Source organism: Actinokineospora sp. PR83 (genome assembly GCF_021056305.1).
Lineage (GTDB): Bacteria > Actinomycetota > Actinomycetes > Mycobacteriales > Pseudonocardiaceae > Actinokineospora > Actinokineospora spheciospongiae.
Window position 1 is genome coordinate 52,899 of record NZ_JAJCXD010000038.1, and the last position, 24,756, is coordinate 77,654.

General features: G+C 73.8%; 23 protein-coding genes and 1 pseudogene. 13 read left to right on the top strand and 11 right to left on the bottom strand.

Annotated elements, in window-relative coordinates; translation table 11 throughout:
- Nucleotides 1-2: 2 nt before the first annotated feature.
- Entirely contained in the window at nucleotides 3-788 is a 786-nt protein-coding gene (locus L6E12_RS13265; RefSeq protein ID WP_236228195.1) for an HAD-IIA family hydrolase, read from the top strand.
- Nucleotides 789-854: 66 nt separating this feature from the next.
- Nucleotides 855-1,658 (top strand): annotated as a pseudogene (locus L6E12_RS13270) (metallophosphoesterase family protein); the annotation flags it as partial.
- A gap of 325 nt (nucleotides 1,659-1,983) precedes the next feature.
- Here L6E12_RS13270 and L6E12_RS13275 read toward each other — a convergent pair.
- Entirely contained in the window at nucleotides 1,984-2,388 is a 405-nt protein-coding gene (locus tag L6E12_RS13275) for a YccF domain-containing protein (RefSeq protein ID WP_236228196.1), read from the bottom strand.
- Nucleotides 2,389-2,481: 93 nt separating this feature from the next.
- Here L6E12_RS13275 and L6E12_RS13280 point away from each other — a divergent pair, with 93 nt between their 5' ends.
- The 3 genes from L6E12_RS13280 (at nucleotide 2,482) to L6E12_RS13290 (ending at nucleotide 5,528) form a co-directional block, all read left to right on the top strand.
- Complete coding sequence (locus tag L6E12_RS13280; protein ID WP_236228197.1) at nucleotides 2,482-4,122, top strand: AMP-binding protein; 1,641 nt, start codon at nucleotides 2,482-2,484, stop codon at nucleotides 4,120-4,122.
- A gap of 138 nt (nucleotides 4,123-4,260) precedes the next feature.
- Complete coding sequence (locus L6E12_RS13285; RefSeq protein WP_236228198.1) at nucleotides 4,261-4,875, top strand: TetR/AcrR family transcriptional regulator; 615 nt, start codon at nucleotides 4,261-4,263, stop codon at nucleotides 4,873-4,875.
- A complete protein-coding gene (locus L6E12_RS13290) occupies nucleotides 4,872-5,528 on the top strand; it encodes an HAD family hydrolase (RefSeq protein WP_236228199.1) in 657 nt (218 codons plus the stop codon). Before L6E12_RS13285 ends, L6E12_RS13290 begins: the two co-directional genes overlap by 4 nt.
- Here the strand turns inward: L6E12_RS13290 and L6E12_RS13295 are convergent.
- Entirely contained in the window at nucleotides 5,472-5,681 is a 210-nt protein-coding gene (locus L6E12_RS13295; RefSeq protein WP_236228200.1) for a hypothetical protein, read from the bottom strand. The genes L6E12_RS13290 and L6E12_RS13295 overlap by 57 nt on opposite strands.
- Before the next feature lie 203 nt (nucleotides 5,682-5,884).
- On the opposite strand from L6E12_RS13295, the gene L6E12_RS13300 reads away from it, so the two are divergent.
- Entirely contained in the window at nucleotides 5,885-6,271 is a 387-nt protein-coding gene (locus L6E12_RS13300; RefSeq protein ID WP_035289067.1) for a cold-shock protein, read from the top strand.
- Nucleotides 6,272-6,275: 4 nt separating this feature from the next.
- Here L6E12_RS13300 and L6E12_RS13305 read toward each other — a convergent pair whose 3' ends face one another.
- From L6E12_RS13305 to L6E12_RS13315, 3 genes are read right to left on the bottom strand one after another with little or no spacing between them, the layout of a single operon-like run.
- A complete protein-coding gene (locus L6E12_RS13305; protein ID WP_236228201.1) occupies nucleotides 6,276-6,734 on the bottom strand; it encodes a DUF2771 family protein in 459 nt (152 codons plus the stop codon).
- A gap of 10 nt (nucleotides 6,735-6,744) precedes the next feature.
- Nucleotides 6,745-8,847 (bottom strand): MFS transporter, encoded by a 2,103-nt coding sequence (locus tag L6E12_RS13310; protein ID WP_236228202.1) that lies wholly within the window; start codon nucleotides 8,845-8,847, stop codon nucleotides 6,745-6,747.
- Nucleotides 8,848-8,897: 50 nt separating this feature from the next.
- Nucleotides 8,898-9,698, bottom strand: a complete 801-nt coding sequence (locus L6E12_RS13315; protein WP_308074805.1) for a glutaminyl-peptide cyclotransferase — start codon at nucleotides 9,696-9,698, stop codon at nucleotides 8,898-8,900.
- Between the two features lie 58 nt (nucleotides 9,699-9,756).
- Between L6E12_RS13315 and L6E12_RS13320 the strand changes: the two genes are divergently transcribed.
- Nucleotides 9,757-11,382, top strand: coding sequence for a DUF3027 domain-containing protein (locus tag L6E12_RS13320; RefSeq protein ID WP_236228203.1), 1,626 nt, complete (start codon nucleotides 9,757-9,759; stop codon nucleotides 11,380-11,382).
- Nucleotides 11,379-14,324, top strand: coding sequence for a sacsin N-terminal ATP-binding-like domain-containing protein (locus L6E12_RS13325; RefSeq protein WP_236228204.1), 2,946 nt, complete (start codon nucleotides 11,379-11,381; stop codon nucleotides 14,322-14,324). The genes L6E12_RS13320 and L6E12_RS13325 overlap by 4 nt, the downstream gene beginning before the upstream one ends.
- Nucleotides 14,325-14,337: 13 nt before the next feature.
- Here the strand turns inward: L6E12_RS13325 and L6E12_RS13330 are convergent, their stop codons facing one another.
- The gene (locus tag L6E12_RS13330; RefSeq protein ID WP_236228205.1) at nucleotides 14,338-14,622 is read right to left on the bottom strand and encodes a DUF2530 domain-containing protein; all 285 of its coding nucleotides are present in this window, start codon (nucleotides 14,620-14,622) and stop codon (nucleotides 14,338-14,340) included.
- Nucleotides 14,623-14,639: 17 nt separating this feature from the next.
- Between L6E12_RS13330 and L6E12_RS13335 the strand changes: the two genes are divergently transcribed.
- The 3 genes from L6E12_RS13335 to L6E12_RS13345 all read left to right on the top strand — a co-directional run bounded on the left by L6E12_RS13335 (nucleotide 14,640) and on the right by L6E12_RS13345 (nucleotide 18,198).
- Nucleotides 14,640-16,214, top strand: coding sequence for an NCS2 family permease (locus L6E12_RS13335; RefSeq protein WP_236228206.1), 1,575 nt, complete (start codon nucleotides 14,640-14,642; stop codon nucleotides 16,212-16,214).
- 109 nt (nucleotides 16,215-16,323) lie between these two features.
- The gene (locus L6E12_RS13340) at nucleotides 16,324-16,758 is read left to right on the top strand and encodes a MarR family transcriptional regulator (protein ID WP_236228207.1); all 435 of its coding nucleotides are present in this window, start codon (nucleotides 16,324-16,326) and stop codon (nucleotides 16,756-16,758) included.
- Between the two features lie 192 nt (nucleotides 16,759-16,950).
- Nucleotides 16,951-18,198, top strand: a complete 1,248-nt coding sequence (locus L6E12_RS13345) for an MFS transporter (RefSeq protein ID WP_308074817.1) — start codon at nucleotides 16,951-16,953, stop codon at nucleotides 18,196-18,198.
- Nucleotides 18,199-18,436: 238 nt separating this feature from the next.
- Here L6E12_RS13345 and L6E12_RS13350 read toward each other — a convergent pair whose 3' ends face one another.
- The 3 genes from L6E12_RS13350 to L6E12_RS13360 form a co-directional block, all read right to left on the bottom strand.
- The gene (locus tag L6E12_RS13350) at nucleotides 18,437-19,072 is read right to left on the bottom strand and encodes a superoxide dismutase (protein ID WP_236228209.1); all 636 of its coding nucleotides are present in this window, start codon (nucleotides 19,070-19,072) and stop codon (nucleotides 18,437-18,439) included.
- 105 nt (nucleotides 19,073-19,177) lie between these two features.
- Complete coding sequence (locus tag L6E12_RS13355) at nucleotides 19,178-19,666, bottom strand: DinB family protein (RefSeq protein WP_236228210.1); 489 nt, start codon at nucleotides 19,664-19,666, stop codon at nucleotides 19,178-19,180.
- A gap of 43 nt (nucleotides 19,667-19,709) precedes the next feature.
- Entirely contained in the window at nucleotides 19,710-20,336 is a 627-nt protein-coding gene (locus L6E12_RS13360) for a cyclopropane-fatty-acyl-phospholipid synthase family protein (RefSeq protein WP_236228211.1), read from the bottom strand.
- 88 nt (nucleotides 20,337-20,424) lie between these two features.
- Here L6E12_RS13360 and L6E12_RS13365 point away from each other — a divergent pair, with 88 nt between their 5' ends.
- Nucleotides 20,425-21,021 carry a helix-turn-helix domain-containing protein gene (locus L6E12_RS13365; protein WP_236228212.1) on the top strand — a complete coding sequence of 199 codons (597 nt, stop codon included), beginning with the start codon at nucleotides 20,425-20,427 and terminating at the stop codon, nucleotides 21,019-21,021.
- 9 nt (nucleotides 21,022-21,030) lie between these two features.
- Here L6E12_RS13365 and L6E12_RS13370 read toward each other — a convergent pair whose 3' ends face one another.
- Complete coding sequence (locus L6E12_RS13370) at nucleotides 21,031-21,624, bottom strand: DUF2537 domain-containing protein (protein WP_308074808.1); 594 nt, start codon at nucleotides 21,622-21,624, stop codon at nucleotides 21,031-21,033.
- Complete coding sequence (locus tag L6E12_RS13375; RefSeq protein WP_236228213.1) at nucleotides 21,621-22,427, bottom strand: RNA methyltransferase; 807 nt, start codon at nucleotides 22,425-22,427, stop codon at nucleotides 21,621-21,623. Before L6E12_RS13375 ends, L6E12_RS13370 begins: the two co-directional genes overlap by 4 nt.
- A 154-nt stretch (nucleotides 22,428-22,581) precedes the next feature.
- On the opposite strand from L6E12_RS13375, the gene L6E12_RS13380 reads away from it, so the two are divergent.
- Nucleotides 22,582-24,084, top strand: coding sequence for a glutamate--cysteine ligase (locus L6E12_RS13380; protein ID WP_236228230.1), 1,503 nt, complete (start codon nucleotides 22,582-22,584; stop codon nucleotides 24,082-24,084).
- The last annotated feature ends 672 nt before the right edge of the window (nucleotides 24,085-24,756 follow it).

Consider the following 24,756-nt stretch of genomic DNA (forward strand, 5'->3'; position numbering starts at 1 on the left):
CCATGGTCTGGACGTACCTGATGGACATGGACGGCGTGCTGGTGCACGAGGAGCACCCCATCCCGGGAGCGGCCGAGCTGATCGCCGAGCTGACCGCCGCGGGAAACCCCTTCCTGGTGCTGACCAACAACTCCATCTACACCCCGCGCGACCTGCGCGCCCGCCTGCTGCGCACCGGCCTCGACGTGCCGGAGAAGTCCATCTGGACCTCCGCGCTGGCCACCGCCCGCTTCCTCGACAGCCAGCGCCCGCACGGCTCGGCGTACGTGATCGGCGAGGCGGGCCTGACCACCGCCCTGCACGAGATCGGCTACACCCTCACCGACCGCGACCCGGACTACGTCGTGCTCGGCGAGACCCGCACCTACAGCTTCACCGCCATCACCCGCGCCATCCGCCTGGTCGAGCAGGGGGCCCGGTTCATCGCCACCAACCCCGACGCCACCGGCCCCAGCCGCGAGGGGTCGCTGCCCGCCACCGGCGCGGTCGCCGCCCTGATCGAGCGGGCCACCGGCCGCGCCCCCTACTACGTGGGCAAGCCCAACCCGCTGATGATGCGCTCGGGCCTGCGCGCGCTCGGCGCCCACTCCGAGAACACCCTGATGATCGGCGACCGGATGGACACCGACGTCCGCAGCGGCCTGGAAGCGGGCCTGCGGACCATCCTGGTGCTGACCGGCATCTCCGGCCTGGACACCGCCGACCGCTTCCCCTACCGGCCCACCCGGGTGATCGAATCGGTGGCCGATCTCGTGGGCCGAACGGCCGAACCCTTTCCCACCGGGTGAACACCCCAGGTCACCACGGGGACCATCGCTGCGCACGCGTTTCACCCCTCGCCTATCGTCAGTGGTGTGGAGCACGACCCTGTTGAGCCCGTCGCGACCTACGTGGTCGGCGATGTGCACGGCCACCGCGACGAACTGGTGGCCGCACTGCACGAGGTAGGCCTGGTCGACCCCGGTGGGACCTGGACCGGCGGCACCGCCCACCTGTGGTTCCTCGGCGACTTCGTCGACCGCGGCCCGGACGGCATCGGCGTGATCGAGCTGGTCATGCGGCTGTCGGCGGAAGCGGCGGCGGCGGGCGGCCGGGTGGAGACCCTCCTCGGCAACCACGAGATCCTGCTGCTGGGGATGCACCGGTTCGGCGACACCGACGTCCCGTCGGACTTCGGCCCGCGCAGCTTCGCCAGGAGCTGGGAGATGAACGGCGGCCTGCTGTCGGACCAGGAGGCCCTGACCCCCGCGCACGTCGACTGGCTCACCGACCGCCCGGTGGTGGCCCTGGTCGGCGAGGACCTGCTGATGCACTCCGACACCCTGGAGTACCTCGGCTGGGGCGAGGACCTGGAGACGGTGAACGCCTCGGTCCGCGAGATCCTGCACTCCGACGACCTGGTGCAGTGGTGGGAGCTGTGGCGCCGGATGACGACCAGGTACGCCTTCCGCGGCCCGCACGGGGAAGAGGCGGTCGACCGGCTGCTCGGCGCCTACGGCGGGCGGATGGTCATCCACGGCCACAGCGTCATCGCCGACCAGCTCGGCCTGCCCCCGGCGCTGATCGAGGGCCCCTACGAGTACGCGGGCGGCAAGGCCCTCGGCGTCGACGCGGGCCTGTTCGTCGGCGGCCCGTGCCTGGTGGTCAAGCTGCCGTGGTCGTCCACAGCCGCCGACGAGGCCGACTTCGACGCCGCGATCGCCGAGGCCGAACGCGCCCGCGAAGCCGCCGAGGCGACTCCGCCGGAACCCGAGTCCGCCGAGCCCGAGCCCGCCGAGCCGGAGGCCACTGATTCCGAGGCCACCGAGGCCGCGGCCGAGTCCGCCGAGTCGGGGGAGTCCGCTCAGGTCGCCGACTCGGCGCAGACCGCCGAACCGACCGACGCCGGAGCAGCCGCGGCCGAGCCCGCCGAGCCCGCCGAGTCCGCTGTGGACGCTGAGCGGGCCGGGTCCGCCGACCCCGCCAAGGGGTAGCTCGGCGGGGTCAGCGGGCGTACGTGGCCGGGTAGTAGCGGTCCGGGGTCGGGACGATGCGGGTGCCGAGCGGGATCAGGCTGACCGGGATGAGCTTGAAGTTCGCGATGCCCAGCGGGATGCCGATGATCGTGACGCACAGCGCCACCCCGGTCACCAGGTGGCCGATGGCCAGCCACCAGCCCGCGACGACGATCCAGATGATGTTCCCCAGCAGCGAGGCAGCCCCCGCGTCTCGGCGCGATTCGACCGTGCGCCCGAAGGGCCACAGCGCGTAGTTGGCGATGCGGAACGAGGCCAGCCCGAACGGGATCGTGATGATCAGGATGCAGCACAGGATGCCCGCGACGAGGTAGCCGAGGGCCATCCAGAAGCCGCAGAGGATGAGCCAGATGAGGTTCAGGATCAATCGCACACCACCCAGTGTCCAGGAAAGCTCGAAATCCCGTCGGGTCCGCGCGGGGAACTAGGGTGACGGGGAGCACACCGACGGCGGAGGAGACCCTCGATGACGCCCGCACTGCCCAGCTACGCCTCCGGCACCTCCGACGTCCCGCTGCTCGGCGACACCATCGGCGCCGACCTCGACCGCGCGGTCGCCGCCCACGGCGACCGGGAGGCGCTGGTCGACCGGGGCACGGGCAGGCGCTGGACCTACGCCGAGTTCGCCGGGGACGTCGACGCCGTGGCGCACGGCCTGCTCGGCCTCGGGGTGGGCAAGGGCGACCGGGTGGGCATCTGGGCGCCGAACTGCGCCGAGTGGGTGCTCACCCAGTACGCCACCGCCAAGGTCGGCGCGATCCTGGTCACCATCAACCCGGCCTACCGGGTCCACGAACTCCAGTACGTCCTCAACCAGGCGGGCATCCGCACCCTGGTCGCCGCCGAGAGCTTCAAGACCTCCGACTACGCCGCGATGATCGAGGAGGCCCGCCCGCACTGCGCCGCGCTCGACGACGTCGTCCTCATAGGACAGGAGTCGTGGGGCGCCCTGCTGGCCACCGAGGGCGATCCCGCCACCCTGGCCCGGATCGGCGCCACCCTCTCCGCCGACGACCCGATCAACATCCAGTACACCTCGGGCACCACCGGCTTCCCCAAGGGCGCCACCCTCAGCCACCACAACATCCTCAACAACGGCTTCTTCGTCGGCGAACTCTGCTCCTACACCGAACAGGACCGCATCTGCGTCCCCGTGCCCTTCTACCATTGCTTCGGCATGGTCATGGGCAACCTGGCGGCCACCAGCCACGGCGCGTGCGTGGTCATCCCCGCCCCCGGCTTCGACCCGGCGGCCACCCTCGCCGCCACCGCCGAGGAGAAGTGCACCTCCCTCTACGGCGTGCCGACCATGTTCATCGCCGTCCTCGCCGAACCGGGGCTCGACGGGCTGGACCTGAGCGCGCTGCGCACCGGGATCATGGCCGGGTCGCCGTGCCCGGTGGAGGTGATGAAGCAGGTGATCGACCGGTTGGGCATGACCGGGGTGACCATCTGCTACGGGATGACCGAGACCTCCCCGGTGTCCACCCAGACCCGCGCCGACGACAGCGTCGAGCGCCGGGTGTCGACGGTGGGCCGGGTGCACCCGCACCTGGAGGTGAAGGTCGTTGACCCGGACAGCGGGCGGACGCTGCCGCGCGGCGAGCCGGGCGAGCTGTGCACCCGCGGGTACTCGGTGATGCTCGGCTACTGGGAGCAGCCGGACAAGACCGCCGAGGCCGTCGACGCCGCCCGCTGGATGCACACCGGCGACCTCGCGGTGATGGACGCCGAGGGCTACCTCACCATCACCGGCCGCATCAAGGACATGGTGATCCGCGGCGGGGAGAACGTGTACCCGCGCGAGGTCGAGGAGTTCCTCCACACCCACCCCGCCGTCCTCGACGCCCAGGTCATCGGCGTCCCCGACCCCCGCTACGGCGAGGAGCTGATGGCCTGGGTCCGCCTGCGCGAGGGCGCCGGGCCGCTGACCGCCGAGGCGGTGGGCGAGTTCTGCGCGGGCAAGCTCGCCCACTACAAGATCCCCCGGTACGTGCACGTGGTCGACGAGTTCCCGATGACGGTGACGGGCAAGGTCCGCAAGGTCGAGATGCGCGCCGCCGCCGTGGAGGTCCTCGGCCTCGACGCCCCCGCCGGGACCGCCTGACCGCCGTGATCCACACCCGCTCGCCGGGACGCAGGGTCTGACGTGGGTGTTGGCATCGCGTGACAAGAAATGAATGGGAATCGGGTTTGTGGTGTCGGCCTCTTTGACACCGTGGATGCCCGGTGACAACGTGGCCCCATGACCACCTTCCGAGCGCGGGTTCCGTACGCCGAGGCCGCCAAGGCCCTGCTGCGCGACACCCTGTTCGACGCGGCGGGTGAGCTGCTGCGCCACCGGGGCTGGTCGGACCTGACCATGGCCGACGTGGCGACCGCGGCCGGGGTCAGCAGGCAGACGCTGTACAAGGAGTTCGGCTCCCGCCCGGCGTTCGCCCAGGCGTACATCCTGCGCGAGGCCGACCGGTTCCTCGGTGCCGTCGAGGAGGCGGTGCGGGTCAACTCCGACGACCCCAAGGCCGCGGTGACGGCCGCGTTCGAGGTGTTCCTGGCCGCCGCCGCCGAGCAGCCGCTGGTGAAGGCCATCGTGGCCGGGGACGGCGGCGACGGGCTGCTCAACCTGGTCACCAACCAGGCCGGGCCGGTGCTGTCGCAGGCGACCGCGCGGCTGACCGCGTGCCTGAAGACCACCTGGCCCGACATCCCCGAGGCGGACCTGCGGTTCGTCGCGGAGAACCTCGTGCGCCTCTCGGTGAGCCACGCCGCCTCGCCGTCGGCGCAGCCGCAGGGCACCGCGCGGTCGGTGGCGGCCGTGTTCGGGCCCTACCTGGACTCCCTGGTCGCCGCCGCCCGATGAGCCTGGTGGTCGGGTTCGACCTGGACATGACGCTGATCGACGCCCGGCCCGGGATGGCCGCGGCGATGGACGCGCTGGCCGGGGAGAGCGGGCTGCCGCTCGACGGCGCGCACTTCGCGGCGAACCTGGGCCCGCCGCTGGACGCGGTCCTGCGCGGGTTCGAGGCGCCGGAGGAGCGCATCCCCGGGCTGGTCGACCGCTTCCGCGCGCTCTACCCCACCGTCGTCATCCCCTCGACGCTGGCGCTGCCCGGGGCAGCGGAGGCGCTCGACGCGGTGAAGGCCCGCGGCGGCCGGACCCTGGTCGTCACCGGCAAGTACGGTCCCAACGCCGCCCGGCACCTGCGGCAGTTCGGCTGGGAGGTCGACGCGCTCGTGGGCGAGGCGTGGGCCGAGGCCAAGGGCGTCGCCCTGCGCGAGCACGGGGCCGGGATCTACGTGGGCGACCACGGCGGCGACGTCCTCGGCGCCAAGGTCGCGGGCGCGGTCGCGGTCGGCGTGGCCACCGGCCCGTACACCGCCGAGCAGTTGCTCGCCGAGGGCGCCGACGTGGTGCTCGACAGCCTGACCGGTTTCCCCGCCTGGCTGGACGGGTACCTAGCGGCGACCGGCGCGGACGGTGCTCACCACGGCGAGCACCAGGCCCAGCGGTAGCGCCATCGACACGCCCCACAGCCACGGGGCCTGCCGGTCGACCGCGGCCAGCACGAAGATGGCGACCACGGCGAGCAGGCCGACGGCGAACAGCACGAGCGCGGTGGTGAACACCCGGCTGGGCCGGGCGCCGCGGCGGGCGGGAACGGTCATGGCCCCAGGATAGTTCTTCCCGGTGGACCGGTGCCCGGTAACGCCGGGGTGGTGTGGAGGCGAACAACACCTCGCACCCCCGTGTGGCCTACGCTTGGGGTGACGCGTCCAGGGGCACGCCCCCCGGGCGCGTTGTCTTGTGCGGGCGCCGGGTGCGCCCCCGCGAGGTGGGGGACTGAGACGACGAGGGAACGGTGAGATCAGTGCCGACCGGCAAGGTCAAATGGTACGACTCGGAAAAGGGCTTCGGGTTCGTCACGCAGGACGAGGGCGAGGACGTGTACGTCCGCTCCTCCGCCCTGCCCGCCGGCGTGCCCGGGCTCAAGGCCGGGCAGCGCATCGAGTTCGGCGTCGCCGACGGCCGCCGCGGCCCGCAGGCGCTGTCGGTGCGGCTCATCGACGCCCCGCCGTCGGTGGTGGAGGCCAGGCGCAGGCCCGCGGAGGAGTTGCACGGGCTGGTCGAGGACATGATCAAGCTGCTGGAGTCGGCGGTGCAGCCGGACCTGCAGCGCAACCGCTACCCGGACCGCAAGGTCACCAAGCGGGTCGCCGAGGTCATGCGCGCGGTGTCCAGGGAACTCGACCCGTAGACCGCTAGCGCTCGACGGTCTCCATGTCCCAGTACGCGGAGACCACCGGCTCGATGCCGTTGAGGAACACGATCTGCTGGACCGACACCAGCAGCAGCCGCCGGGAGCCGGGTGGCAGGGTCAGCGTGAAGGCGTGCTGCTCGTCCTTCGGGAAGAACGCCTTGCTGCCCCCGTCGACCCGGTTGCCGGTGGCGTCGAGGTAGGAGAACGAGACGGTCCAGGCGCCGTCGCTCAGTTCCGCGGGGACCGAGATCTGGACCGGGGCGCCCGGGCGGGTCTTGAGTTGCACCAGCGCGCCCTCGTCGCGGATCGCGCGGCCCTCGGCCAGGTCGAAGCGGACCCGGGGGGTGGTCGCGGCGGACTGGCCGTCGGTGTAGAAGGTGACCTCGGGCTGCTGCGGGGCGGCGCACCCGGCCAGCACGGCAACGGCGCTGGCCACGGTGGCGATCAGGACTCGACGCACGGCGCTGACCCTACGGGGCGCGGTGCGGCTCCTGCGGCGGGGGCACGGCCTCGCCGCCGCGGGCGAACCGGCCGCCGTCGAGGGCCCCGGACCGGCTCGGCCGCGCCGGGCGCTCCCCGCCGAGACCGGGGATCAGCGAGCCGCCGCGCCGGGTCAGCACCGTCTGCGCCAGGCCCAGCGCCAGCATCGCCGAGACCACCAGGAACCCGACCCACCAGATCGGCGGCAGCAGCACGCCGGTCGCGCCGCCGAGCACCCAGCCCAGTTGCAGCACGGTCTCCGAGCGGCCGAACGCCGAGGCCCGCGACTCCTCCGGCAGGTCGTCCTGGATCACCGCGTCCAGGCTGTTCTTGGCCAGCGCGCTGGCCACCGCGCCGATCAGCCCCACCAGCGCGGCCGTGGCGATCCCGGCGACCACGGTGGCGACCAGCGTCGACACCAGCGACCCGATCACGCAGCCCAGCACCACCTGCTCCGGGTTGCCCACGTGGACGCGGGCGCCGATGGCGTTGCCGAGGAAGCTGCCCGCACCGGCCGCGCCCGCGATCAGCCCGAGCATCAGCAGTTGCTGGAACGGCTCGGCCTCGTTCTGCGCCCGGGTGGCGAACGCGGCGAACATCATCAGGAACCCGGTCAGCACCCGCACGGTGCCGTTGCCCCACAGCGACACCACCACGTGCCTGCCCATGGGTTGCCGCTTGGGCTTGTCCGGGTGCGCGCTGATCGAGGCGGGCACCTCGCCCTCGGTGACCTCCACCCACGCCGGGATGCGCAGCGCCTGCACCCCGCCCACCACGCAGACGACCACGGTGAACCACAGCGCGCCGGGGGAGTCGAACAGGTTCGCCAGGCCCGCCGCGACCGCGCCGAACACCCCGCCCGCGGCCAGGCCGAACACGGTCAGCCGGGCGTTGGTCTTGGCGAGGGTGATCTCCGGTGGCAGCACCCTGGGGGTGATCGCTGCCTTGAGCACGGTGAACGACTTGGACAGCACCATCTTGCCCAGGGCCGCCGGGTAGAGCAGCCAGTCGTTGAAGTGCAGCGCCATCACCACGCACATCAGCGCCTGCCCGAGCGACACCGCGCACATCGCCAGCCGCCGCCCGCGCTGCAACCGGTCGAGCAGCGGGCCGATCACCGGCGCCACCAGCGCGAACGGGGCCACCGTGATCAGCAGGTAGAGCGCGACCTTGCCCTTGCTCTCCCCGCTGGCGGCGGAGAAGAACAGGGTGTTCGCCAGGGCCACCGCCATCGCCGCGTCGCTGGCGTAGTTGAGCATGGTGGCGTAGGTGAGGGCGGTCAGGCCGGACTTGTCCGCGCCGTCGGCGTTGGCCGCGTTGCGGAACGCGGCCACGGCCCGGGTGGTGAGCTGCCTGCTGCGCAGCGCCGCCACCCGGGTGACGGTCAGCTTCTTCGGGTACTGGGGGGCGCCGGGGCGGTTCCCCGGCTCACCGGTGGCCGCGTCTCGCGGGTCGCGGTCGTGCGGGCCGCGGTCGTCGGGACGGCGGTCGTACGGGTCGCGGTCGTACGGCCCGGAGTCGTCCGGTCGGCGGTCGTCGCGGTAGGGGTCGCCTCGGTGGGAGTCGTCGCGGTGGGGGGCGCTGCGGCGGTCGTCGTAGCGGCTCGCCCGGTGGTCGTCGCGAGGGGAGTCGCGCCACTCGTCGGGGCGGCCCCGGTCGGTGTGGCGGTCGGTCCGGCGGTCGTCGGGGTGCGGCTCGTAGCCGCCGCCGCGGCGGTAGCGGTCGGAGAAGCGCTCGCCGCGGTCGTCGCGGGGCGGTGGGGTGCCGTGCGGGCGGCCGTAGGAGTCGGTGCGCCGGGTGTCGCCGTGGTAGCGGTCGTCCAGCGGGGGCAGGTTGCCCTGGCCGCGGCGTTGCAGGTCGCCGTAGGTCTCGAACTGCGGTTCGGCGGGGTCGTCCAGCGGGCGGGTGGCGCGGCGCGGCGGCTCCGGCCGGGGGTGCTCGGCCCAGCCGACCGGACCCCGGCGCCGCGGCGGCGACCCCGGTTCGGGTTCCGGCCGCTCGGGCTGCGCGGCGAAGCCCCACCCCCGGCGCCCCTTGCGGGACCGGCGGTCGGCGGGGTTGTCATCGGAGCCCGAGCGGAACACAGCACCCATCCTGCCGTACCGGAGCCGGGCTCAGCAGGAGGACGGGCAGGTCGGGGACCTCACCCGGCGGGGACGAACCGGATCCGGAACATCGCGGGCCACAGCTTCCCGGTGACCAGGAACTCGTCGGTGCCGGGGATCGCGGCGATCCCGTTCAGCACGTCGGTGCCCTGGCGCTCGGTCCCGGACAGCAACCCGGTGAGTTCGGCCACCCCGGTCACCCGCCCGGTGCCCGGGTCGATCCGCACGACCCGGTCGGTCTGCCACACGTTGGCCCAGACCTGCCCGCCGACGCACTCCAGCTCGTTGAGCTGCCGCACCGGGGCGCCGTCGTCGTCGCGGACGGCGACGCGGCCGGTCTCGGCGAAGGTCAGCGGGTCGCGGAAGGTCAGCGCGTCCGACCCGTCGCTCATGACCAGCCTGCCACCGTCGTGGCACAGGCCCCAGCCCTCACCGGCGTAGTCGACGCGGCGGCGCTCGGCCAGCGTGGCCCGGTCGCGCTCGACGGCCACGCCGTCGGTCCAGGTGAGCTGCCAGATTCGGTCGTCGACCACGGTGATGCCCTCGCCGAACAGGTCCCCGGCCAGCGGCGCCCGGCTCGCCACGGCCCCGGTCTGCGGGTCGGTCGCCCGGATCTCCGACTTCCCGGCCAGCCCGGTGCCCTCGTAGAGGGTGCCGTCGGCGATCTCCAGGCCCTGGGTGAACGCCGACGGGTCGTGCGGCAGGCGCTGCACCACCTGCGCCGACAGCCGCGCCGAGCCGGTCGCGGCGGGGGTGGGGACCGGGGCCGGAGCGGGGGCGGAGCAGGCGGTCGCCGCGGTCAGCAGCAGCGCCGCGAGGGCGGTCGGGCGGGTGCGCACCCGCCCAGCCTGGCACGGCTGTCCGCGGCGTTCGGGGCGTGGGGCACAATCACCCGTGATGACCTCGACGCGAGCACCAGAAGCCGACACCGACCCCGCGCTGATCGCCGCGGTCGGGATCGCGCGCGCCGCCGCCAGGGAACAGGCCGGGGCCGACGTGGGCGAGCACGTCGCCGTGGCGCCCGAGGACGCCGCGGCCGCCACCCACCTGTTCGAGGCGGAGCTGCCCGGTTACCTGGGTTGGCGCTGGGCGGTCACGGTCGCCAACGGCGGACCCGGCACCGAGGTCACCGTCAGCGAGGTCGTGCTGCTGCCCGGCCCGGACGCCCTGGTCGCCCCGCAGTGGGTGCCCTGGCACGAGCGGGTCCGCCCCGGCGACATGGGCGTCGGCGACCTGCTGCCCACCGCCCCGGACGACGACCGCCTGGTCCCCGGCTACGCCGCCTCCGACGACCCGGCGATCGAGGCCCTGGCCGTCGAGGTCGGCCTCGGCCGCCCCCGCGTCCTGTCCCGCGAGGGCAGGCTCGACGCCGCCGACCGCTGGAAGACCGGCGACTTCGGCCCCGGCGCCGACATGGCCCGCGGTGCCCCCGCGCACTGCGGCACCTGCGGCTTCTACGCCCCGGTCGCGGGCTCCCTCGGTGCCGCCTTCGGCGTCTGCGCCAACGAGATCGCCCCCGCCGACGGCCGGGTGGTGCACGCCGAGTACGGCTGCGGCGCCCACTCCGAGGCCGAGGTCGAGCAGGTCTCCCCGGTCCTCGTCGCCGAACTCATGTACGACGACTCCACCCTCGACGTCGAGATCACCCCGCGCACCGGGTCCTCCGACAGCGCGGCCCCCGACAGCGCGGCCTCCGACAGCGAGGTCCCGGACGGCGAGCAGCTCGCCGAGGTCGCCGAGGTCCCCGCCGTCGACGAGGCGGCCCCCGCCGAGGCCACCGACGGCCCCGCCGAAGTGTCCCCCGAGGCCGAAGCCGTCCTCGACGCCGCCGACACCACCCCCACGGCCACCATCCAGCCGACCGGCACCACCGCCGACCCGGCCGGCCCCGGGGCCCCCGCCACTGCGGCCGACCCGGCTGCGGCCGGGCTGGCCCCCGCCGCCGATGCGGCCGAGGCCCCCGCCTCCGCCGGTGACCCGGTCATCGCCGCTGCCTCCGCGCCCGAGTCCTCCGGGACCGGTACGACCACCACCGATCCGGCTGACGCCGCGGAGCAGGCCGAGGGCATCTCCGCGACCGCGGCCGACCCCGCTGTCGCCGAAGAGGCCCCCGCTGCCACCGGTCCGGTCGAGGCTCCCGTCTCCGCTGGTGACCCGGTCATCGCCGCTGCCTCCGCGCCCGAGTCCTCCGGGACCGGTGCGGCCACCGCCGAGCAGGCCGGGACCGCCGACGTGGCCGCGGCTGAGCAGGCCACCCCCGACCACGCCATCGCGGTCGACGCCCTGGACCCCACCCCGGCCGAACCGGTCGTCGACCCGGCTTCCCCCGTCGACGACCGCGCGGCGGGGGCGCCCACCGGCTCCACCGAGCCCGCCCCCGGGGACGGGCCGGTCGACCCGGCCGCCGCCGTGGCCCCGGAAACGGCCCCCGACTCCTCCACCGACCAGGCCGTGGCCGCGGTGGCGCAGGGTGAGGTGTCCGCGGACGGGTCCGGTCAGCCCGAGCCCGACGACCGCGGGTGAGCGCCGCCCCCGACCCGTTCGGCACCGAGGCCCTGCGCACGTCCGTGCTGACGGCGTGGTCCTCGTCGCCGACCCGCTTCCGCGAGGACGCCAACGCCGAGGAGGACCTCTACCTCGGCGGGTACCGCGACCGCCTGCTCGTCGAGCTGGCCCAGAACGCCGCCGACGCCGCGCAGGGCGACGGCACGCTGCGGCTGGCGCTCGTCGACGGTGAGCTGCGCGCCGCCAACACCGGTCGCCCCCTCGACGCCGACGGGGTCACCGCGCTGGCGTCGTTGCGCGCCTCGGCCAAGCGGCCGTCGCAGGGCGTCGGTCAGTTCGGGGTCGGGTTCGCCGCGGTGCTCGCGGTCACCGACGCGCCGAGGGTGGTCACCGCGGCAGGCGGGGTCGCCTTCTCCGCCGAGCGCACCCGCGCCCAGCTCGCCGACTACCCGGACCTGGCGTCCCGCGCCGACGAGCGCGGCGGTCGGGTCCCGGTGTTGCGCCTGGTGTGGCCGACCGAGGGCGAGGTGCCGCCGGAGGGGTTCGCCACCGAGGTGCGCCTGCCCCTGCGGTCCGGTGTGGACGGTTCGGCGCTGCTGGCCGGGTTCGCCGCCCAGGCCGCCGACCTGCTGCTCGCCCTCCCCGGCCTGGCCCGGATCGAGATCGGCGCCGACACCTGGTCGCGGGTCGACGCGGGGGAGTCGCGGCTGGAGGTGCACGGCCCGGGTGGTGTCGCGGGGTGGCTGGTGCACCGGGTTTCCGGTGTGCTGCCGGACGAGGTCGTGGCCGTGCTCGGGGTGGAGGCCCAGGAGCGTCCACAGTGGTCGATCAGTTGGGCGGTCCGCGTCGACGCGCAGGGGGTTCCGCTGCCCCTCGGTGACGACGTGCTGCACGCCCCCACCCCCACCGACGAGCGCCTGTCGCTGCCCGCGCGCCTGATCGCCACGCTGCCGATCGAGCCGTCGCGGCGGCGCCTGCGCCCCGGTCCGGCGGCGGACGCCGTGCTCGCCGAGGCCGCCGACGCCTACCCGGACCTGGTGGCGATGACCCCGCCGGAGCACCGCACCGCCCTGGTCCCCGCGGTCGGCTTCCCGTTGTCCGAAGTGGACGAACGACTGCGCGGACTGCTGCTCTCCCGCCTGCGCCAGGCGGCCTGGCTCCCGGCCGCGGGCGACCAGGAACCCCGCTGGCTGCCGCCCGCCCGGGCCAACGTCCTCGACGCCGACGGCGCGGGGCTGGCCGACCTGGTCTCCGCGGTGCTGCCCGACGTCGCCGCCGGGTTCCTCTCCGCCCAGCCGCACGCCGCCGCCCTGGCCGCCCTCGACGTCACCCGCCGCGGCCTCGGCGAGGTGGTGGAGTCGATCACCGGCACCGCCCGCCCGCCGCGGTGGTGGCACGACCTCTACACCGCGCTCGCCCCCGCCGTGGAGACCGACGCCACCGTCCGCACCGAGCTGGGCGCCCTGCCGGTCCCGCTGGCCGACGGCCGCACCCTGCCCGGCCCGGCGGGCGCGATCATGGTCGACGACCCCGAGCTGCTGGAGCTGCTCACCACCGCCGAGGTCGGTGCCCTGCGCGTCGTGCACGCCCAAGCCGCCCACCCGGTCCTCGAACGCCTCGGCGCCCGCGTCGGCGGCCCCGCCGACCTGCTCGACGCAGGCGGCCTGCAGGACGCGGTCGAGCGCAGCCTCGACGACGTGGAGTCCGGTGTGGACACCCGGGGCCTGGTCTCGGTGGTCCTGCGCCTCACCAGGGACGCGGGTGTCCGCACCGGCGAACGCCCCTGGCTGGGCGCCCTGGCCCTGCCCGACTCGGTGGGCGACTGGCGCCGGGCCGACGAACTCGCCCTCCCCGGCTCGCCCCTGCTCGACGTCCTGGACGACGACGCCCCGGTGGGCGTGCTCGCCGAGGAGGTCGCCGCCGAGTGGCCCGCCCACGTCCTCACCGCCCTGGGCGTCCTCGACGCGTTCGCCCTGGTCGTCGACGAGGCCCCCGCCGGCCCCGACCACGGCCTGGCCGACGAGGCCGAGTGGTGGGACACCCGGCCCGAGCCCCCGGCCCGCGTCCTCGCCGTCCGCGACCTCGACCTGGTCACCGACGACGCGTGGCCCCGGGCGCTGGGCCTGCTCGCCGCCGAACCCGACACCTGGCGGGCCCTGCACGAGCCCGGCGGCTACACGGGCTGGTGGATCGCCCGCAACGCCGTCCTTGCCGGGCACCCCCCGACCGACTGGCGCCTGCCGGGCGCCGAGGACCTGGCGGGCCTCTACGACGTCGTCCCCGACACCGGCACCGACCCCAGGGTCCTCGCCGCCATCGGCGTCCGCACCGCGTTGGCGGTCGACAACGCCGACGACGCCGAGGACCTGCTGATCCGCTTGGGCGACCCCGACCGGGGCGTGCACCCCGGGGCCGTCCTGCGCACCCACGCCGCCCTCGCCGAGGCGGTGGCCGAGGACCTGTTCGACCCCGCCGACGTCCGCCTGCCGGAGAACACCCGCACCCTGGCGGGCACGGTCGCGGCGGACTGCGTGGTCCTGGACGCCCCGTGGCTGCTGGCGGTGCTGGACGAGGACCAGGTCGTCTCGGCGGGCCCCGACTTCGCCCTCGCGGAGCCGCTGGCCGAACTGCTGGACCTGGAACTGGCCACCGACGTGGTCGGCGCGGACGTCGTCTCCGCGGGGGAACCCGTGCCGTGGTCGGAACTCGGCGCGGTCGCCGCCGCCTGCGAACTCCTCGGGGTCGAACCGCCCGCGGGCAGCGCGGTGGTCCACGACAAGCTGGTGGTCCGCACGTCCGGTGGCGACCACGTGGTGTCGTGGTGGGTGGCGGACGGGGTGCCGCACTGCGCGGACACGCCGGAGGCGCTGGCCAGGGCTCTGGCGTGGACGACCGACCGGTGGTCGGAGCGGCACCTGCTGACGGCGCTGATCGAGGAACCCGCGCACTACCTGACCTGAGCCGGGGTGGGCCTCAGTCGACCTTCTGGGCCGTTCGGGAGCCGCGTTCGGCCGCGCGCTGCTGCCACAGCATGATGCCTGCCCCTACTATCCCCAGTGCCACACCGGACAGCGCGGTCCACAGCCAGATCGGCGGGGTCCGGTCGAACGCGTACCGCGCGACGGCCAGGACCACCGCCACCACAATCCACCCGCCGGTGCCGACGTAGACGACGGGGGCCAGTGCCAGCAACCGCTGCGGTAGCGGGGGTGGGGGGCGCAGGGGCTCCCCGTTCTGGTTCTCCGCCGTTCCGGCCACACCCGGGAGGCTACGCCATGGCCACCGACCCGAAGCCCGAGGCGACCGACGGGCCCGGACCCGATCCCGCCCGCGAGACCGCGCAGCCCGCCGCGGACCCCGACCGCCCGGTGACGAGCAGCCGTCCGAGCGCGCCGGAGCGCGGGCAGCGGTCCGCGGTCGACCGGTTCTTCAAGATCAGCGACCGGAACTCCACCATCGGCCGGGAGGTCCGCGGCGGGGTCGTCACGTTCGTGACCATGGCCTACATCGTGGTGCTGAACCCGCTGATCCTGGGCAGCTTCTCCGCCGACGACGCGGGGGCGCACAAGGACCTGTTCGGCGACGTCCTGCCGGTCGGGCAGGTCGCGGCGGTCACCGCGCTGGTCGCGGGCGTGATGACGATCCTGTTCGGGATGGTGGCGAACGCGCCGTTCGCGCTGGCGACCGGGCTGGGGATCAACACGCTCGTCGCCGTGACCATCGCGCCGCAGATGTCGTGGGCCGAGGCCATGGGGCTGGTGGTGGTCAACGGGCTCGTGGTGCTGCTCCTGGTGCTCACCGGGGTGCGCAAGGCGGTCTTCGACGCCGTCCCCGGCCCGCTCAAGAGCGCGATCGCGGTGGGGATCGGGCTGTTCATCACGATCATCGGGCTGGTCGACGCCGGGTTCGTGCGGCGGCTGCCGGACGCGGCAGGCACGACCGTCCCGGTGGGACTGGGCATCAACGGGTCCATCGCGTCCTGGCCGACGCTGGTGTTCGTGGTGGGCCTGGTGCTGATGAGCGTCCTGGTGGCCAAGAGGGTGCGCGGCGCCATCCTGATCGGGGTGCTGGCGACGACGGTGTTCGCCATCGTGCTGGAGGCCGTCGTGCACGCGGGGCCGTCGGCGGGGGTCAACCCGAAGGGCTGGAACCTGGGTTACCCGGGGCTGCCGGAGGACATCATCTCGCTGCCGGACCTGTCCCTGGTCGGCGAGGTGTCGTTCGGGGCGTGGGGGCGGATCCCGGCGCTGACCGCGGCCCTGCTCGTGTTCACCCTGGTGCTGACCGACTTCTTCGACACCATCGGCACCATGACCGGTCTCGGCAAGGAGGCGGGCCTGGTCGACGCGGATGGCCAGTTGCCCAACACGAACCGGGCACTGTTCGTCGACGGCGTCGGCGCGGTCGCGGGCGGGGTGGCGTCGTCGAGTTCGAACACGGTCTACATCGAGTCGGCGGCCGGGATCGCCGAGGGCGCGCGGACCGGGTTGGCCAACGTGGTGACCGGGCTGCTGTTCCTCGCCGCGATGTTCCTGACCCCGCTCTACCAGGTGGTGCCGATCGAGGCGGCGGCCCCGGCGCTGGTGGTGGTCGGGGCGATGATGATGGCGCAGGTCGCCGAGATCGACTTCAGCGACTTCACCATCGCGCTGCCCGCGTTCCTGACCATCGTGGTCATGCCGTTCACCTACTCGATCGCCAACGGCATCGGCGCCGGGTTCATCACCTTCGTGCTGTTGCAGGTCGTCACCGGCAAGGCCCGCCGGGTGCACCCGCTGATGTGGTTCGTGGCGGTGGCCTTCGTCGTCTACTTCGCCATCGGGCCGATCGAGGCCGCCCTCAACGCCTGACGCCCCGCGCACGTCACACACCACCCCCGGACCGCCTGGTCCGGGGGTGGTGTGTGACGTGCGCGTGAATGGGTGGAGGCGACTTAATTGCTGAGGTAAGCTAACGATCGTGTCGGAGACCGCGGACGTGGGCCTCACCAGCCGGTTGCGGCTGGCGGTGGTGCGGCTCAACCGCAGGCTTCGGGCGCAGCGGGCGAACGAGGACCTGACGCTGACGCAGTTGTCGGCGCTGTCGTGCCTCTACAAGTGCGGGCCGATGTCCCCGGGGGAACTGGCCGCGAACGAGGGCGTGCGACCGCCCTCGATGACCAGGGTGATCGCCGCCCTGGAGGAGCTCGGCCACCTGAGCAGGCGGCCGAACCCGAACGACGGGCGCCAGGCGATCGTGGCGCTCACCGACAGTGGGCTGGACCACGTCCGCACCGACATCTCGGCGCGCGAGGCGTGGCTGGACCGGAGGTTGGCCGAACTCGACCCGGGTGAGCGGGAGATCCTCCACCGGGCCGCCGAGATCATCGACAGGATGGCGGGGAACAAGAACTAGATGCGGGCCTACGCGGGTGACACCCGAGAGCAGCGACCGACCAACGACATCGTCCAGGACCTCGCGCAGCCCTCGGCAGCGTCCCCGCCCGCCGACCCACCACCGAAGACCGCCCGGGACGCCGAGGTGGTCGCGGACAGCGCCGACACCACCGCCGCCCCGACCACCGGGGAGGCGGACGGCCGGGTCGGCATGTTCTCCTCGCTGCGGGTGCGCAACTACCGGCTGTTCGCCTCCGGCCAGGTCGTGTCCAACGTGGGCACCTGGATGCAGCGGATCGCGCAGGACTGGCTGGTCCTGGTGCTCACCGACAACAACCCGGTGGCCCTGGGCATCGCCGCGGCGCTGCAGTTCCTGCCGACGCTGATGTTCTCGCTGTGGGCGGGCGTGCTCGCCGACCGGCTCGACAAGCGCAAGCTGCTCATCGGCTTGCAGACCGGCCTGGCCGCGAGCGCGCTGGTGCTGGGCCTGCTCGACGTCACCGGCGTGGTGCAGGTGTGGCACGTCTACGTGCTGTGCTTCGTGCTCGGCACGTTCTCCGCCGTGGAGGTGCCCACCCGGCAGTCGTTCGTGGTGGAGATCGTCGGCCGCGACCAGGTGACCAACGCGGTCGCGCTGAACTCCACCAGCTTCAACCTGGCCAGGATCGTCGGCCCGGCCATCGCGGGCGTGATGATCACCCTGGTCGGCACCGGCTGGCTGTTCCTGGGCAACGCGGTCTTCACCGTCGCCGTCATCGTCGGGCTGGTCATGATGGACCCGGCGAAGCTCATCCGCGGCCCCCGGCTCGACCGGGCCAAGGGGCAGCTGCGCGCGGGCCTGAGCTACGTGTGGGGCAGGCCGGACCTGATGACCGTGATGGTGCTGGTGTTCTTCGTCAGCACCTTCGGCATGACCTTCTTCGTCAGCCTCGCGGTGGTCGCGGCGAACGTGTTCCAGCGCGACGCCGCGGGCTACGGCCTGCTGTCGACGACCCTGGCCGTGGGCACGCTGGCGGGCGCGCTGGTGGCGGCCCGCCGCTCCGGCCGGGGCAGGCCGCGGACCCGGCTGCTGTTGGTGGCTGCCTTCGGGTTCGGGGTGCTGGAGGTGGTGGCCGGGCTGATGCCGAGCTACCTGACGTTCGCGCTGGCCCTGGTGCCGGTCGGCTTCGCGGTGATGACCTTCATGACCACGGCGAACGCCACCGTGCAGCTCGCGGTCTCCCCGGAGATGCGCGGCCGGGTCATGGGCCTCTACATGCTGGTCTTCGTCGGCGGCAACCCCATCGGCGCCCCGATGACCGGGTGGCTGGCCGACACCTGGGGTGGCCGCTCGCCGTTCTTCGTCGGCGGCGCCGTCGCGGCGGGCGCGGCACTGGTCTGCGGCCTGGTGCTGCTGCGCCGGGGTGGGGTCAAGCTGCCCGCCCGGGTGCGCGGCCTGCGCATCCTGCGCCGCGGCTGAACCCCCGTCCGACCTGCGGGCCGCCACCTGATCGGGTGGCGGCCCGCGGTTTTTCGGAACGGGGTCTTGCGCGGCTAGTGAAGTAAGGCTAACCTAAGTCTTGTCCGCTTCGTGGTGGGAGCGCGGCAGTCAGTTCGGGAACAGCGAGGCCCCACTCCCAAGCGTCCGGGAGTGGGGCCTCGTTCCTATCCACGGCGGGAGGGCTTGTCGGAGCATCCCCGCCGAGCCTTGGTGGCCGCTACTGCCCGGGCGTGGGGGCCTGGAGCCCGTTCGCGCCCGCCCTGGCCTGCTCGAACCGCGCGGAGACGTCCGTCCAGTCGACGATGTTCCACAGCTTCTCGATGTAGTCGGTCTTCGCGTTCCGGTACTGCAGGTAGTACGCGTGCTCCCAGATGTCGAACGCCAGCAGCGGGGTGGTGACGATCGACAGGTTCGAGTGGTGGTCCCTGAGCTGCTGGGTGATCAACCGCTCGCCGACCGGGTCCCAGGCGAGCACGCCCCAGCCGGAGCCCTGGATGGTCCCCGCCACCGCGTTGAGCTGCTTGCGCAGGCCGTCGAACGACCCGAAGTGCTCGTCGACGGCCGCCGCCAGCTCGCCGACCGGCTTGTCGCCGCCGTCCGGGCTCAGGTTCTTCCACCACTGGATGTGCAGCGAGTGCCCGGCCAGGTTGAACGCCAGGGTCGTCTCCAGCCCCACGATCGCGCTGAAGTCCCCCTTCTCCCGGGCTTCGGCGATCTTGTCCAGGGTGTCGTTCGCACCCTTGACGTAGGCGGCGTGGTGCTTGCTGTGGTGCAGCTCGTTGATCTCCCCGATGATCACCGGCTCAAGCTGCCCGTAGTCGTAGTCCAGGTCCGGCAGGGCGTAGGGGGCCACGCGCGTTCCTCACTTCTTATCGCCAGTAAGTTCCAACTGCAAGATACTGGCAACAACACCGCCACGCCCACCAGCCCACCCTGTGGGCCACCGCACCACCGGGGATCAGCGCCCGGTCGAGCCGTCGATCAGCTCGCGGAGGATGTCGGCGTGGCCCGCGTGCCTGCCGGTCTCCTCGATCATGTGGGTGAGCGCCCACCGGACACTGGGGGTGGGGCGCCCCTGCCGCGGGCGGGGGAGCGGGGCGGCCAGGTCGGGGCAGCCGTCGAGCACCCCGTTCGCCCGCTCGACCGCCTCCCGGTAGCGGGCCACGACGGTGGCGGTGTCGTCCGCAGGTGCGGCGTGGAACGTCGCCTGCCAGTCGGTGACGTCGTCGCCCAGGAAGGTCGAGCGCTCGACGTGGGTCAGGTGGTTGAGCAGGCCGAGCAGGTTCGTCCCCGACGGCACCACGGCCGTCCGGACCTGCGGTTCGGGGGCGCCGTCGACCTTGGCGGCGACCGAGGCGCGGAGGTAGTCGAGGAATCCGCGCAGGACCTCGGCCTCGCTGCCCCCGGTCCGGGGCGGTGGGGTGTCGCGGCGCGTGCTGGTGGGCATGGCGGGGTCCTCCCGTCGGTGGTCAGGTCAGCCGGTGGTCGGGTCAGCCGGTGCGGCGGACGAGCAGGACGTGGTCGACCACCTCGGCGGTGCGCCCGCCCGGTCCGGTCGCTGTCCTGCGGGGCGCGTCGGCCCGCTCGACCACCCACGTCGCCGCGTCCAGGTCGATCCCCGCGGCGACCTCCCGCGGGCTCGGGTACCGGACGTCGGGGTCCTGGTTCCACGACCACGGCGCGGTCGAACCGTGGTCGACGACCAGCAGCCGCCCGCCGGGGCGCAGCGCGTGCGCGGCCGAGCGCAGGACGACCGCCCGGTCCAGGTCGAAGGGGGTGTGCAGGTAGTGGGCGCTGACCAGGTCGAAGGCGCCTGCCGGGAACGGCCCGCGCAGGTCGTGCCGCGCGGCGGTGACCCGGTCGCCGAGACCGGCCGAGCGGGCGCGGGCGGCGAGCCGCTCGACCGCCACGGCCGAGATGTCGACGGCGGTGGTGCGCCACCCCCGCCCGGCCAGCCACAGCGCGTCGCCGCCGTCGCCGCACCCGAGGTCCAGCGCGTCGCCCGGCGGCAGGGCTGCGACCACCTCGGTGAGCCGGGCGTTCGGCCGCGGGTCGGTGCCCTCCGGTCGGGAGGCGTAGAGGTCGTCCCAGAACGTGACCGCGTCGGTGGTCTTCATCGGTGCTCCTCGCTGTCGGTGAGGCACCAGCGTCACCCGCCCCACCGCCACCTGGCACGGAAACTTGCGGTTCCGGCAAGATGCGCCCATGGACCCCGAGACGGACGACGTGCTCAGCGCGGTGGGACCGCGGCTCCGCGCGCTGCGCAGGCACCGCGGCATCACCCTCGCCGACCTCGCCGTGACGACCGGCGTGTCGGAGAGCACCCTGTCCCGGCTGGAGAGCGGGCAGCGCCGCGCGACCCTGGAACTGCTGCTGCCGCTGGCGCGCACCTACGGCGTCCCGCTGGACGACCTCGTCGGCGCCCCGCGCACGGGGGACCCCCGCATCCACCTCACGCCGATCCGGCGGTTCGGGATGACCTTCGTGCCGCTGTCGCGGCGGCCGGGCGGGGTGCAGGCGTTCAAGATGGTCATCCCCGCCCGGTCGGGGTCGCCGGAACCGACCCCGCAGACCCACGACGGCTTCGAGTGGCTCTACGTGCTCAACGGGCACCTGCGGCTGCTGCTCGGCGACCGCGACCTGACCCTGCCGCCCGGTGAGGCCGCCGAGTTCGACACGTCCGAACCGCACTGGCTGGGCAGCGCCGACGGCGGCGTGGTCGAGCTGCTCATCCTGTTCGACCCGAACGGGATGCGCACGCACATCCACGCCGACCCCCACCGACCGCCCGCGGGTCGGTGAACCCGGCGGTCAGCCGAAGAGGATGAACGGCAGCGCCAGCCAGCTCAGCGCGATGCCGCCCGCCACCCCGGCGGCCACCCAGCGCCAGACCGCGACCCGGCGGGCCAGCCAGATCGAGGGCAGCAGCCCGGCGCTGATCACCACGTTGGACACCAGGGCCAGCAGCGGGTTCGTCTCGTGCAGGGTGCTCGCCAGCGACACCACCGCGATGACCGTCACCACCAGCACGAACCCGGTCACGGTCAGGCCGGTGACCCACGGCGTGGGTTCGGCCGGGCGCTCGGGGGCGGTCGGCGGCGGGCCGGGCTCGACCAGGACGACCTCGCCGGTGACCGGGTCCGCGTACTCGACCGGCCGACCCAGCGCGTCCGCGACCCGGGCCGCCAGTTGCGCCCCGCGCCGGGAGACCAGGTCGGCGGCGGAGTCCGCGTCACCCCGGTCGACGGCGGCGGCGACCTTGGCCCACTCGCGCAGGGCGCCCGCCAGCTCGCCGCCGAGCGGCAGCGTGTCCGGGTCGACCTCCCGGTTGCCCGTGCCGTCGGTGCCGACCAGCACCGGGCGCTCGTTCCTGACCCGCAGCTCCACCGGTCTCCCTCCAGTCACGTCCACTCCCGGCCGAGCGCGTGGAAGGCGACCGCCCCGGCCGTGGCCACGTTGAGCGAGTCGACGCCGCGCGCCATCGGGATCCGCACCGCCGCGTCGGCGGCGGCGATCGCCTCGTCGGTCAGCCCGGGGCCCTCCGAGCCGAGCAGCAGCGCCACCCGCTGCCCGGGCTCGACCGCCGACAGCGGTTCCGCGTCGGCGCGCGGGGTGAGGGCCAGGACCCGGAAACCGCTGTCGCGCAACCACTTCACCCCATCCGGCCACGGCTCCAGCGGTGCGAACGGCACCGCGAGCACGTGCCCCATCGACACCCGGACGCTGCGCCGGTAGAGCGGGTCGCTGCACCCGGGGCCCAGCAGCACCCCGTCGACGCCGAGGGCGGCGGCGTTGCGGAACAGCGCGCCCAGGTTCTCGTGGTCGCCCACGCCCTCCAGCACGGCCAGGGTGCGCGCGGTGGCGGTCAGCTCGGCCAGGTCGGGTGGGGCGGCGCGGTCGGCGGCGGCCAGCACGCCGCGGTTGAGGTGGAAGCCGACCACCTCGGCCATGACCTCCGCGGTGGCCACGTAGGCGGGTGCGTCCAGGTCGGCGAGTTCAACCGCCAATGCCTCGACCCGGCGGCGCACGCCGAGCAGGGCGCGCACCGGGTAGCGGGAGGCCAGCAGCCGCTGCACGACCACGACCCCCTCCGCGAGCACCAGCCCGCGCCCACCCGGCCGGTCCGGTCGGCGGTCGGCGGTCGACAGGTCCCGGAAGTCGTCGAGCCGCGGATCCGCCGGGTCGTCCACCTCGATCACCTGCGCCACCCGGGCAGTCTCCCATGCCGCGGCCCCGGCTCCAGGGGGTGACGGGACAATTGCCGAGGGTGATCAATCGATGACCCAGTGCACTAATTTGGCCGCTGACAGGTGCCGGCCGCACATGCGAACGTTGGTCTCCCGGCGGGACGGGGAGGGCAATATGGGCCAGGACGTCAGGACCGACGGCGCTACCCGGGAGGACCACGAGCGCTACCGCCGCAAAGTCCGGCTGGGCCTCGACGCCCTGCGCCGGATGCTCACCGACGACGCGTTCGCCGTCGCACCGCCCACCATGGGCCTGGAGATCGAGTTCAGCCTGGTCGACCGCGACCGGCAGCCCGCGATGCTCAACCGCGTGGTGCTGGAGAAGATCAACGACCCGGCGTTCACCCCGGAACTCGGCCAGCACAACCTGGAGCTGAACGTCGACCCGCGCCCGCTGGCGGGCGACGAGCTGCGCGGCCTGGAGGACGACCTGGTCGCCGCGCTGGGCCTGGCCGAGCGCAAGGCCGCCGACACCGGCGCCTCGCTGGTGATGATCGGCAGCCTGCCGACGCTGCGCGCCGAGCACTTCGACACCCGGTGGCTGTCGTCGAACGTGCGCTACCGCCGCCTCAACGACCGCATCGTCGCCGCCCGCGGCGAGGACGTGCGCCTGTCGATGGACGGCAGCCCGATGCCCGGCCAGGGTTCCTCCGAACGCCTGCGCAGCCTGCACGACTCGATCCTCGTCGAGTCGGCCTGCACCTCCACCCAACTGCACCTGCAGGTCGCCCCCGACGACTTCGCCGCGAACTGGAACGCGGCGCAGTGCCTGGCCGGGGTGCAGGTCGCGATCGGGGCGAACTCGCCGTTCCTGCTGCGCAAGGCGCTGTGGCACGAGACCCGCATCCCGCTGTTCCTCCAGTCCACCGACACCCGCCCCGACGAGCTGAAGAACCAGGGCGTCCGCCCCCGCGTGTGGTTCGGCGAGCGGTGGATCACCTCGATCTTCGACCTGTTCGAGGAGAACGCCCGCTACTTCCCCGGCCTCCTGCCCGAGGTCGACGACGAGGACCCGATCGAGGCGCTGGAAGAAGGCCGGGCACCGCGGCTGGCCGAGATGCGCCTGCACAACGGCACCATCTGGCGCTGGAACCGCCCGGTGTACGACGTGGGCCCCACCGGCCCGCACCTGCGGGTGGAGAACCGGGTGCTGCCGTCGGGCCCAACCGTGGTGGACCTGCTGGCCAACGCCGCGTTCTTCTACGGCGCACAGCGGGCGCTGGCCTCCCCGGACCGTCCCGTGTGGACCCAGATGTCGTTCCAGGCCGCCGAGGAGAACCTCTCGGCCGGGGCGCGGCACGGGTTCGGGGCCCGGCTGTACTGGCCGGGCATCGGCTGGGTGCCACCGGAGGAACTGGTGCTGCGGCGGCTGCTGCCCATGGCCCACGCGGGCCTGGCCGACCTGGGGGTCTCCGCCCGGGTCGCCGACCGGTACCTGGGGGTGATCGAGCAGAGGTGCCTCACCCGGCGGACCGGCTCCTCCTGGCAGCGCGCCGCGGTGGCCGCCCTGGAGGGCCGGGGCCTGGACCGGGACAAGGCGCTGACCGGGATGCTGGGCCGGTACATGGAACTGAGCGCCACCGGCATGCCCGTGCACACCTGGGCGGTGGACCTCTAGGACCCGCCCGCAAAGCCGCCCGACCACCCCGAACCGCCTGCACCACCAGCCACGCCGAACCCGACCGGCGCAGCGACAACCAGCCACCCCACAAACCACAGGCCCAGCCACCCGAACCGACAACCAGCCCGCCATCCCGCAAACCGGCGCCCCGGCTATGCCCGGCCGCCCCGCAAACCGGCCGCCCCGCCACTGCGCGTCCTACCGGCGCAGCCCATCAACTGGCCGCCTCACAAACCGCCCGCCCGGCCACTGCGCGCCCCAACGCCGCAGCCCACCAACCGGCCGCCCCACCAACCGCCCGCCCGGCCACTGCGCGCCCCACCGGCGCAGCCGCTAACCGGCCCCCCTCGAAACCGCAGGCCCGGTGACCGACTGCCCGGGTGGGTGGATGTGTTTGGCCGGGGGTGGCGATCATGTGCAAGCCTGCTCGGGCTGTGGGGCATCTCTTCAGCCCCACTCGGTCACACTGGGCACATGATCGCCGTAGGGGCCCCGGCCAAGCACATCCACCCAGCCGGGCACCCCCACCAAACGGCCGGCCTTGAGCCGGAGCACACGGCGTAGTCCAGGCGAAGCGGATCGACCCAGCCGGGCAGCCCCACCAAACGGCCGGCCTTGAGCCGGAGCACACGGCGTAGTCCAGGCGAAGCGGATCGACCCAGCCGGGCA